The organism is Vibrio sp. SCSIO 43136, from assembly GCF_023716565.1.
GTDB lineage: Bacteria > Pseudomonadota > Gammaproteobacteria > Enterobacterales > Vibrionaceae > Vibrio.
In genome coordinates this window covers 1109580-1120867 of sequence record NZ_CP071849.1, presented here as the reverse complement: position 1 = coordinate 1120867, position 11288 = coordinate 1109580, and the positions used below count along the sequence as shown (strand labels likewise).

At 44.0% G+C, this 11288-nt stretch carries 10 protein-coding genes and 1 pseudogene; 6 read left to right on the top strand and 5 right to left on the bottom strand.

Features of this window, described 5'->3' with window-relative positions:
• Positions 1–46 precede the first annotated feature (46 nt).
• On the top strand, positions 47–1783 hold the full coding sequence (locus J4N39_RS19935) for a sensor domain-containing diguanylate cyclase (RefSeq protein ID WP_252024169.1): 1737 nt from the start codon (positions 47–49) through the stop codon (positions 1781–1783).
• 24 nt (positions 1784–1807) lie between these two features.
• Here the strand turns inward: J4N39_RS19935 and J4N39_RS19930 are convergent, their stop codons facing one another.
• A complete protein-coding gene (locus J4N39_RS19930) occupies positions 1808–2410 on the bottom strand; it encodes a DUF6198 family protein (RefSeq protein ID WP_252024167.1) in 603 nt (200 codons plus the stop codon).
• A 238-nt stretch (positions 2411–2648) separates the two neighbouring features.
• On the opposite strand from J4N39_RS19930, the gene J4N39_RS19925 reads away from it, so the two are divergent.
• The 4 genes and pseudogenes from J4N39_RS19925 (at position 2649) to J4N39_RS19910 (ending at position 5831) form a co-directional block, all read left to right on the top strand.
• Positions 2649–3137, top strand: a complete 489-nt coding sequence (locus J4N39_RS19925) for a GNAT family N-acetyltransferase (RefSeq protein WP_252024165.1) — start codon at positions 2649–2651, stop codon at positions 3135–3137.
• Between the two features lie 138 nt (positions 3138–3275).
• Positions 3276–3833: a PAS domain-containing protein gene (locus tag J4N39_RS19920; protein WP_252024163.1), complete on the top strand. Its 558-nt coding sequence runs from the start codon at positions 3276–3278 to the stop codon at positions 3831–3833.
• Positions 3834–4627: 794 nt separating this feature from the next.
• Positions 4628–5344 (top strand): annotated as a pseudogene (locus tag J4N39_RS23080) (methyl-accepting chemotaxis protein); the annotation flags it as partial.
• Between the two features lie 73 nt (positions 5345–5417).
• A complete protein-coding gene (locus J4N39_RS19910) occupies positions 5418–5831 on the top strand; it encodes an NUDIX hydrolase (RefSeq protein WP_252024159.1) in 414 nt (137 codons plus the stop codon).
• Positions 5832–5918: 87 nt separating this feature from the next.
• Here the strand turns inward: J4N39_RS19910 and J4N39_RS19905 are convergent, their stop codons facing one another.
• Positions 5919–6434, bottom strand: coding sequence for a hypothetical protein (locus J4N39_RS19905; protein ID WP_252024157.1), 516 nt, complete (start codon positions 6432–6434; stop codon positions 5919–5921).
• Positions 6435–6657: 223 nt separating this feature from the next.
• Between J4N39_RS19905 and J4N39_RS19900 the strand changes: the two genes are divergently transcribed.
• Positions 6658–7299: a hypothetical protein gene (locus J4N39_RS19900; RefSeq protein WP_252024155.1), complete on the top strand. Its 642-nt coding sequence runs from the start codon at positions 6658–6660 to the stop codon at positions 7297–7299.
• Positions 7300–7319: 20 nt separating this feature from the next.
• Here J4N39_RS19900 and J4N39_RS19895 read toward each other — a convergent pair whose 3' ends face one another.
• The 3 genes from J4N39_RS19895 to J4N39_RS19885 form a co-directional block, all read right to left on the bottom strand.
• Positions 7320–7880 carry a TetR/AcrR family transcriptional regulator gene (locus J4N39_RS19895; RefSeq protein WP_252024153.1) on the bottom strand — a complete coding sequence of 187 codons (561 nt, stop codon included), beginning with the start codon at positions 7878–7880 and terminating at the stop codon, positions 7320–7322.
• 9 nt (positions 7881–7889) lie between these two features.
• A complete protein-coding gene (locus J4N39_RS19890; RefSeq protein WP_252024151.1) occupies positions 7890–9314 on the bottom strand; it encodes a coniferyl aldehyde dehydrogenase in 1425 nt (474 codons plus the stop codon).
• Positions 9315–9543: 229 nt separating this feature from the next.
• Positions 9544–11238, bottom strand: coding sequence for a glycoside hydrolase family 13 protein (locus tag J4N39_RS19885; RefSeq protein ID WP_252024149.1), 1695 nt, complete (start codon positions 11236–11238; stop codon positions 9544–9546).
• Positions 11239–11288 lie beyond the last annotated feature (50 nt).

Here is an 11288-nt window from a genome sequence, read left to right as displayed (position 1 = left end):
AGCATACGTATGATTATACCAGTGTCATCTACCTCAATGAGAACCTGTGTATAGTATTAGAACAAAGCTTATCGCACTGTTTGCTTTAATAACTTCTTTATTCGTCGCATCGCTACTTGGTATCACCTACCTAAACGAGCGAGACCGTGTACTTAATATCGAGTTGGAGCATTCGATCGCATTGTCTGAACTTCACGCTAAATTGGTTAGTCGTGAAATTCAAGGCTATGCGTCGCTACTCAAAGCGATTGCTAATGATGCACGAGTGGCTAAGGGTGAAAAGCGCTATATCGTTTCCGAGCTCAATAAAGTGATGGAGTTGGGCAAAGGTGCATTTCATAATGCAATTTATGTCGATAGGAACTATAAGGCTATCGACTTTCAAGGTAATGCTCATTCAATCGCTGATCGTAATTTTGTAAAAGACCAACGTTGGCGCACTTCTGAATATAATGTCACTCCTCCTCACGTTGGTCGCTTTAAAGGAAAACCCGTAATATCGATAGGGGTACCATTGCTAGGCAAAGACGGCAGTTGGCAGGGTGCCATCTCGGCAGTGATTTCTATTGAATACCTAAATCAACGCCTCTCATCTATCAAAATGCGTCAAGGAAGTTATGCATGGCTATCCGGGGAAGATGGCATGGTGATCTCTCATCCCGTTGAACAGTTAATTATGAACGCTTACGTTCATCGTGGTGATGAAGTCGGTTTTCCTGGCTTTTCAGAAATTGGTGAGAAAACGTTTGAACAAGATGTTGGCTATGGGGAATATTTCGATACCAACAAAGACAAGTCTAAGATAGTCACATTCGCCAAAATCGAAGCGCTGCCAGGTTGGACCTTGTTTATTACCACAGAGAAGGCAGAAGTATTTAAGGATATCTATTCTATTGCCCTAGATATCTTGGTGACTTCGGCAATCTTGATGATTCTGTTTTGGATACTAGTGATTAAGTTCACTCAGGAGTTGACGCGCCCGATTGTGGAACTGACTCGCCAAGTTAAAAATTCGGTTAACAACCGATATAAGCCCATCGAAGTTGTGGCAAGTAATGATGAAATAGGCCAGCTATCTCGAGCTTTTTGTGAAACCATCAATCAAGTGAATGAGCACACCAATACGCTAGAAGAACGGGTGAGAACTCGGACTCAAGAACTTAATGATGCTAACGACAAGTTAGAAAACTCCAATCGCCAACTCGAGAAAAACAACCGTGTGTTGCAAGATGCTGCGCTTAAAGATCCTCTCACTGAACTCTATAACCGTCGAGCGTTTAATGGCTTTGCTGAAAAAGAGATGTCTGTGGCAGAAAGGCATGTACTTCAGACTTCATTAATTCTAATTGATATTGATCATTTCAAGAAAATTAATGATGTCTACGGACATGACGTGGGTGATGATGTTTTGACGCAAATGGCTAAACTGTTGTCTAAATATACCCGCAAGGAAAATATTGTATGTCGATGGGGTGGTGAGGAGTTTGTCATCCTATTACCACAAGCAAACGCAGAGATGGCCATGTGCGCAATGACTGCATTACAGCAGAAGATAAAACAAGCGACTTTTGGGCCGATTAAGAATCTAACGGTGAGCGCAGGTATAGCAACCTTTAAAATTGGCGAGCCTCTGCAATCTTGGGTTGGCCGAGCGGATGTTGCCTTGTATGCAGCCAAAGCGGATGGTAGAGATTGCTTTAAGTTGTCTGTGGAAAATCAGCGAGCCAATCGCAGTCTCGACTTAAAAGTGTTAGAAAAAACAGAAAGCCAAACGCAAAGCTAAGGCTTTCTGTTAGTGACATTACTGCTAATTTGCTAGAGGTTGGTATCGACCCGGTTTGTGATTCATTGCCAAGATAAGGTTAGTCATTATCGCTCCTGCGATTGATAGTGCGATCAGCCAAACATCAACGATGAGTAGTGACAACACTACAATTGAACAATCCAGTGCCATCTGCACCTTACCGGCGCGAATACCAAACCTCTCTTGCAGATAAAGAGCGAGAATATTAAAGCCTCCCAAACTCATCTTATGCCTAAATATCACCAGCATCCCAGTCCCGATCAACCCGCCACCCAATAATGCAGCATAAAGTGGATGAATATTGCTAAGTTGGATCACGTGGTGTAGATGGTCCACAGCGACTGAAACCAGAGCGACAGCAACGAAGGTATTGACAGTGAAGCGCCATCCCATACGAGTGACAGATAACCAATAGAAAGGCAGATTCAAAACAAAAAATATTTGTCCGAAGGAAAATGAGCTTACTTTACTAAGAAAAATAGCTAAGCCTGCTGTACCACCCGTCAGCAGTCCAATTTGATTAAAGAAAGTCACTCCAAGTGATACCAGCGCACAGCCTAATACCAGAGCGAGCAGATTTTCTTTTAAGTTGTGTTCTTTGTCCATGAGAAACCCCGAGTCTTCCTGACTTAATGCGGAGTAAATTGCCTATCCTAAGAGGGAAAGTCGATAAAAAAGACGGGATTGTTTTACCTATCACTGTCATGAAATGTTTACATCAATGTTGTTGGTGTCGGTAACAGACTGCTGAGACTTGAGTTTAATTACTCTATTTAATCTCGAGAGGAAAGAGTAGTGGTCTTCATTTGTTGTCGAATTGAGCTTAGAGAAAGGAGGTTTAGCCATGAGCGAGCGCCACAAAAAGAGCAACATGAAGTGCAGTTTCCGCAAGATTTGTTTACAAGATGCCAAGCAATGGCAAACAATGCGTACTGAACTTTGGCCAGATTCTTTAGATAATCACGAACAAGAAATTTTAGAATTCTTTAAAGGGCACTCTCACGATGTCAAGCATGTCATTGTCGCTGTTGATGCAAAGGACACCGCGATTGGGTTCATCGAGTTGAATATTAGAAATTTTGCGGAGGGTAGCCGTCAGTCTGCCGTGCCTTATGTAGAGGCTTGGTTTGTAAGCGAAAAATATCGTGGCCAAGGTTTGGGGGTTGGCTTGATGAGTCAGGCTGAACAATGGGCGTTAGCGGGTGGTTTTAACGAGCTAGCCAGTGATACAACTTTAAGCAATCAAATAAGCATTGATATGCATAAAGTGCTGGGTTTTCAGGAGGTGGAAAGAGTGGTCTGTTTGCTTAAGTCTCTCAAAACTCGAACTTAGTCTACAAAATTGAAGTATTAGCTCGAATTATTGGTTGCCTATCCACTTCTAACTCGACTAGGATGCGCTATATTTGAAACAAATAGTATTTATTTCCATAACATAGTTGTGGGCCAATATTAGTTAGTTGGGAAAAATATGGCGCAAGCGATCGGGACCAAGAAAATCCAAATAGTGGATGAAGAAGTACATCTCAACCCAGAAGAGTTCATCGTGAGCAAAACGGATCTCAAAGGGAATATTACCTATGCCAATCGGATTTTTATGGAGATTGCTCTCTATAAGGAATCTGAACTGCTTAACGTGAACCACAATATCGTCCGTCATCCAGATATGCCAAAAGGCGTTTATCGCTTCTTGTGGCAAACCATTAAAAAGCAGCAAGAGTTCTTTGGGTTCGTGAAGAACTTGAGAAAAGATGGTCGCTACTATTGGGTGTTTGCTAATGTTACCCCCGAATATGACGCCAATGGCAAACTTAGCGGCTACCTATCGGTCAGACGCTGTCCTCCTAAATCCGCCATTCAAACGGTCGAGCCAATCTATAAGAAGATGATAGAAATAGAAAAGCGTGCTAGCTCTGATAAGGAAGCTGAGCTTCAATCGCTCGCTTACCTTCAAGAGCAGCTAGACGCTTTGAATGTTGAGTATCAAGATTTGGTGATTAGCTTATTTGAAGCTGGGAACAAGGGGTAGCCAAGATGAACGTGAATATTCCTAGTTCAAAAATGAACGCGAGTGACAAGCATTACCGTCGCAACCCGATGCTCCATACCAAGCTTAAAATTTACGTCGCCGTCTCTGTTGTTTGTGCCATTTACTTGATTTGGCATGCGTTGGTTGATCATGATCTCGATTGGCCGATGATTTTCGTGGCGATCATTTTGCTGGCATCGTCGGTGAAGGTGAGCAGTAGCATGAGTAAATATCTAACAACGCTTGAAAAAATTAACGACATCTTGCTTGATGCAAACCGAGGCTACTTGAGCGGGCGAATCACTAAGGCTAAGGGTTTAGGGGAAGTGGGCAAAGTAGCTTGGGAGCTCAATGAGTTTCTCGATATTTTGGAGAACTATTTCAACGAGGTCGAAAGCTGTTTTCGCTATGCGGCCAAAAATGATTTCTCGCGTCCGACATTTCCAGTGGCGCTTCCCGGTTCACTCAAGCATTCTCTTAAACACATCAATGAATCGCTTTCTGCGATGAAAGAGAACATTGAATACATTTCGAAAAACGAATTGAACGGTCGTCTTTACGCCCAAAATACTCGCTTTCTCATCGAAGACCTTCAAGCAAGTCAAACCGATTTGAGTGTGATGAGCGATAAAATTACCGAAGTGGAACGCCTAGCTAGAGATAACGCAACTTCAACACAGCAAAGCCGAGAATCTGTAGCGCAAATTGTGGGTTCACTTAGCACCATTAGCGAAAACGTTGAAGGGGTGTCTGGCGTGGTGACTCAGCTAAACCAAGATAGCCAAGTGATCACCAAAGCGCTGTCTAATATCACGGATATCGCAGACCAAACCAACTTGCTTGCGCTTAATGCTTCTATTGAAGCTGCAAGGGCCGGTGAACAGGGGCGCGGCTTTGCGGTGGTGGCGGATGAAGTGAAAGCCTTGTCTGAACGGACCAAAGAGATTGCCGATGAGATCAGTTCTATCTTGGCGTCTTTTGCAGGCAGGGTGGAAACCATCACTGATTTGTCTAGCCAGTCTACCCAATCGACGGATATTGCCAGTGAGTTGGTGGGCCAAGTACACCAAAATATTGAACAGTTACTCGAGTCTGCCAAACAAACCACCAGTTACGCATCATTTGCCAAAGACCAAGTTGAAGGCGCTTTGGTGAAAACCGATTTGATGGTGTTTAAGCAAACTGCGTATCGTGCGATTTCTGACCCGACGGATATGGACAGTCGTAAAGCGGTCACCATCGATACCCATAGTTGCTCCTTTGGTCACTGGTATTATGGTGAACAAGGTGCACACTTTAATGCGACTCGTGCCTTTGCTTCAATTGACCAACCGCATGCTATCGTCCATGAATCTATAACTGCTGCTATAGGGCTGCTGGATAAGGGGTGGGAAAGCGATCAAAACCTACGCGATCAAATTGTGCAATATGTCGAGACTATGGAAGCCTCAAGTAATCAGCTTTTAAGACTGCTCGATAAGATGGTCATAGAAAAACAAGAACTTAATTAATCGCTTATGAGGTGCAACGGGCTTTATCTTCCTTTAGGATGATGAAGCCTATTTTTTTTCAAGGAATGTGTTGATGACAGATCTTGCAATGGCTGTGGTCGTTCACGATGGAAAAGTGCTTATTCAGAAACGATTTAGGCATTCTCTAGGGATGGTTTTTGAATTTCCTGGTGGATCGGTCGATGAGGGAGAGTTCCCGATAGTGGCTGCCAGTCGAGAGCTATTTGAAGAGACTGGACTGACCGACTTACCTGCACTGGGACGTCATAGTTACAAGAACCAGTTGGGCGGTGATATTGAGTTTACCATCTTCCAACTGGTGGAGGGTCAGACTCCGCAAGCCGTTGACCCTGAAAGACAACAGACGTTTTATTGGTACACCCTGCAGCAAATACCCCGTCAGGATCTTTTCCCTGCTGATCTCGAGTTTATCGATAGCCAACTGAGCCACTATTTAGATTTGAGTACCTTAACCAACATCGAGTAGAACGGGTGATAGATACAAAAAAGCTCGGGAGTGATACTCCCGAGCAAAAATGGCAAACCAGTGATTAGATGATTTGTGCTAACTCGCTTAGAAACGGTAGCCTGCCATTAGGGACCAGTTACCTTCATAGCTAACTAGTTGACCTTTTTTAGATACTGAGCCATCGCTACCTTTTGGCTTGATAGTCGTTTCGGCTCCAAGAGCGTAGTGAAGGTTTAATGTCCAGTTGCCAGTGCCAAAACCAGCACCAATGAAAGGACGGAACAAGGTTTCTTCACCTTTGTAGGTCACTTTACCTTCTTGACCAGTGATCGAAATATCACTCAATACTGCGCCTGCTTTTAGCGCAAGACCGTTTGGTAGACGGTAACCACCGTATAGACCCCAGTCAGAGTAAGATTCTTCTGCAACACCGATGCTGCTCGTTTGGCTACCGTAAGATTGCAGGCCAAAGATAACATCGTTGTAGCCCAGTTCAGCGCCGAATGTCAGTAAGCTGTCGCTATCGTAGCCACCTAAGATAGAGAAATCCATATTTGCAGAGGCTGTAGTTGCAAACGTTGAACCTGCAAGAATAGCAGTGGCTAGTAGAACTTTTTTCATTGTAACTCCAATAAGTTAGCAGCGACTCCTTGCTGTAATTTCCGGTTTTTATATATAGACGCCGTAGTGTTGAGCACGACTTTGCTTTTCGGGGGCATTATTGAGTGGCAACCAATACTAGTGAATATAAAGGGCATTAATAATCGTTAGTAATAATTAGCGCTTATCAGAGCGTGTTTTATGATAAGCTCGGCCAAAATTATAATTTCAAAAAGGCCGTCTAGTGGATAGTAAAGCGAAATCAGACTTAGGTAAGTTACTGGTAGATCAAGATAAACTGCTGGAAGTTTTCAGTAAGAATATTAACTCGTTAGATGAGTACCCCGATCTACAGCGTTATCTGTCAGAAAAAACAGATAACGTAAAAGCGTTTAAAAAAGCGATCAAAACGGGCACGTTCACGCGCGATGAGATGCTTGATGAGATTGGGGAACGGCTTAATATGATCGCTTATGAACTGCGCCCCAAAATTGAAATGAACTTTTTGCTAGAACGAGTAGCCATGTTGGTTGGGGACGATATCGACAAGGTTAAGACGTTACAAATTGAAGATTTTGGTACTGATACCCTGAGTAAATTGCTCCATGCTATCGGTAACGCTGCGTACCAAAGCCAACAAACGATCAAGTCATACCCGTGGCGAGCTGAGCGCGGTCGAGGGGATAAGCAGTTTTATGCCAAACTTGATGAGGTTTATAAAGCTTGGCAAGAAGGTTATAGCAGCCACTACAAACTTAACACTTGGTGCCAAACCAACCTGGACATGAAGTGCCCTCAAAGTGTGCCGAGATTTTTTAAATCCAATGGTAATCCATCAGAAATTCAAGACTGGGTCGATTGGGTAGGTGAATACAAATCGAGCTAGCTCTAAGCTAGCTCGAACTGTTACCGAGCGATGGCGATACCTAGGCTTTGTTGGCAGGCAGAGGCTCTAAATTCTGGCGTATCTTGTAGTGGATAACGTATCAGAAAGTCTGCGGTCGTAAACAGGGTGTTCTGTGCCATCAGAGCTAGGTAGTCGAGTGGTTGGGTGGCCAAAATACCTTGCTTTTGACAATCTTCAAAGTATCGATACAAGAACTGATTGAGTTCTCTAAACATAGCCATACTGTCTTGTTCTGGGTTCTCATACCAGACGTAGTAGCGCTGAAGGTATTTGAGCGCCGCAGGGTGGGATACAAACCACTCAAGCGCTCTCAACCAAAGTTGTTGACCTTTCTGCGCTAAGTCTTCTGGCAAATCTTGAAGAATTTCTTCGATCAAAGCCATTTTTAGCTCAGCGTACAGGGCATGACACAGCATTTCCTTGTTGGCGAAATGATGAAACAAGGTTCCATTGGCCACACCTGCAGTCTTAGCAATACTGGCGGTAGAAGTTTCACTGATGCCTTGGGCGACGAACAGCTCCAAGGCAGTATCCAGTATTTGCTGTTTTTTCTTTGACACTAGTATCCCTTAACGTACAAATAGTTTGCCAAGCACTTTGGCAGCTAGATCTCGATGTTTCAATAAAAAGGCGCTGCGTGGCAACCATGAAGCACTTTTTAACACAGTTTTGCTATGAGAGAAGGTTTTAAAGCCTTCAATGCCGTGATAGCTGCCCATGCCAGAATGTCCGATGCCACCAAATGGTGCGTCATCCGCTGCGACATGAAACAGGGTGTCGTTGATTGCAACCCCACCACTGTGTGTCTGTTTCAGTGTTTTCTCAATCAGTGCTTTGTCATCACTCATCAAGTAGAGCGCTAGAGGTCGCTCACCTTTATTGATGTAGTCATAGACCTGCTCTATTTTGTCGTAGGTCATGATAGGCAGCAAGCTTCCGAAAATCTCATGCTGCATGATCTCCATTGTGCCGTCGACTTCAGTAACTAGCGTCGGCGGGAGAAAGTTCTCACCAGTGGATGGCGCTTCCATTGGGTGAAGCTTTGCTCCTTTTTCTACAGCATCACTCAAATAGCCTTGTAGCCTGTCGTACTGGCGCTGATCGATGATACAACCATAGCCACTGTCTTGTTTTTGGCTAGCGTAAAAGTGGTTGAATCTATCGCGGTACATCTTAATAAATTCTTGTTCTCGCTCTTTAGGCAAGAATACATAGTCGGGCGCTACACAGATTTGACCTGAGTTAATTGACTTACCGGTTAAGATTGCGTCGACGGCGGATTTCATGTCGATTTTGTTATCGATGATGGTAGGAGATTTACCACCTAGTTCTAGAGTAATTGGGGTTAGATTATCTGTCGCTGCATGAGCGATGTGTTTACCTACGGCGGTTGAGCCTGTAAAGAACAAATGATCAAACTTAAGGCGACTAAATGCACTTGAGATTTCTGCTTCACCCTCAATCAATACGATATGGTCTTCGAGTGGTTTTAAAACCTGTCGTAAAACTTGGTTGGTGTTGGGAGTGAATTCACTCATCTTGAGCATCACACGATTTCCTGCTGCGAGCGCAGTAATCGTCGGATTCATGCTTAGGTTTACCGGAAAATTCCAAGGCGTAATGATCCCCACAATGCCAAGCGGTTGCTGATAGACATGTACGCTTGATGGCATCAACAGTAGGCCAGAGTGACGTCGTTGTGGTTTCGTCCATTTTTTGAGGTTTTTAAGTGTGTAATGGCTGTTAGCACATACGGTCACTATGTCGGATAACAGGGTATCAAAAGGGCTACGGTAGCCGTAGTCAGCACTAAGCGCATCAGCCAGTGCTTGTTTGTGTTCGATGATCGACTCTTTGAGCTGCGTAATTCTTGCTGCACGGCTTTCAATGCTTGGATAAGGCTCTTGCTGGAACGCCAAGGACAGTTTTTCAAATTCTGTATGAAGCTGTGCAATTTCTTTATCGATAGTGAAGTCTTGTTGTACTGCGCCCATGAGAGTCTCCTTGTAAGTATAAACTCAAAACCGACTGATTAGTCGGTCTAGTATTGTACAAGCATGATGAAATAACAAGCGGGTTATTGGAGAAACTTGATGGGAAGGGACAAATGGGTGAAAGGGTGAAAGGGTAAAAGGGTAAAAGGGTAAAAGGGTAAAAGGGAAAAGGGTAAAAGGGAAAAGGGAAAAGATGGCCTTGCCACCGGGTGGCAAGGGTGGGGGGCAATTATGCTAGTTCTACGACGATGACTTGATAGGGTTCGAGTGTGAGGTTGTCCAATGACTTGATTGGTAGTGGGTAATTATTGATGACGACATTCTTAATCTCGCCTTGATAACTTCGTGTTTGAACCTCACCGCTAAAGTTAGCGATGACCATTAAGGTCTGGTTGTCGCTGAATCTTTGGTAAGCGTAAATATCACTGTCTTTTTCGTCAATTAATCGATGCCCACCATAAACGACAGTCTCGCCATATTCTCTGCTTTTCCTTAGCTCAATTAACTGTTTGTAGTGATAGTAAACAGAGTCATGGTCTTGGTGGCACTGATTGGCATTGATATAGGTATAGTTTGGATTGAGTGGTAACCATGGTGTACCAGAGGTGAAGCCTGCGTGTTGTGTATTGTCCCATTGCATGGGCACTCGTGCGTGATCTCGCGAAAATGCGTTGAGGAAATCAATAGCATCTTGCTTGCTAATGCCCTTATCAATCATTTTTTGATAATGGAAGTGTGCCATCAAATCGTTAAATTCATCGATTGAGTTAAAGTGTGTATTGGTCATCCCCAGCTCTTCACCCTGATAGATATAGGGCGTACCACTCATCAAATGTAATACTGTGCCGAGCATTTTGGCACTGATGACTCGATAGGCTTCACTATCATCGGCATAGCGGCCAATTGGACGAGGTTGGTCATGGTTGCTCCAATAAACACTGTTCCAGCCTTTACCATGCAGTGCCTGCTGCCACTTCGACATAATGCGCTTGTACTCTACCAGATCGAACGGTTTTCTTACCGCATTGTGCTCTTCGCGGTCGATGCTGACGTGTTCGAATTGGAAGATCATCGAAAGCTCATTTCTATCCGGATGAGAATAATACTGACCATCAAGTGTGGTGGTAAATGGTGTTTCTCCGACAGTCAATACGTCGTAGTGTTGCAGCACTTGATCGTGCATTTCTCTTAGATATTGATGACATAAACTAGAATTTGCCCAGTGTTCCCAGCCAGCAACCCCTTGGTCAAATATCGTTGCGTCGGGGTAGTCGCTTGGTTTGCCAATCATATTGATTACGTCCATGCGAAATCCACCGAGCCCTTTTTTCAGCCAAAAATGCATCATGTCGTAAACGGCATGGCGCACTTCTGGATTAGCCCAGTTCAAATCCGGTTGTTCGTGCGCAAATAGGTGGAGGTAGAATTGGTTGCGTTCATCACCCCAAGTCCAAGCTTTTGGTGTAAAGAAAGATTCCCAGTTGTTAGGTTCAGCACCACTGGGCTTAGCATCTTTCCAAATGTACCAATCACGCTTAGGGTTATCTTTTGAGCTTTTGGATTCAATAAACCATGGGTGTTGGTCTGAGGTATGGTTAACCACCAAATCCATGACTATTTTAATTCCTCGAGCGTCCGCTTGAGCGATCAACTCATCCATGTCTTCCATGGTGCCAAACTCAGGAGCGATGGCGTAGTAATCGGAAATATCATAACCATTGTCATTCATTGGCGATTGATAAACGGGACTCAACCAAATGACATTGGCACCTAGCTTTGCAATGTGGTCTAACTTTTGAGTAATTCCGGGAATATCACCAATGCCATCCCCATTAGAATCATTAAAACTACGAGGATAAATCTGATAGACAACGGCGTCATGCCACCATTTGACGAGTTTGTTAGAACTGGCATCATTTTTCATTGATTGAGCTCCTGAATGGATAGCGCTAGATATCTCTGGTTAGAGTGTTC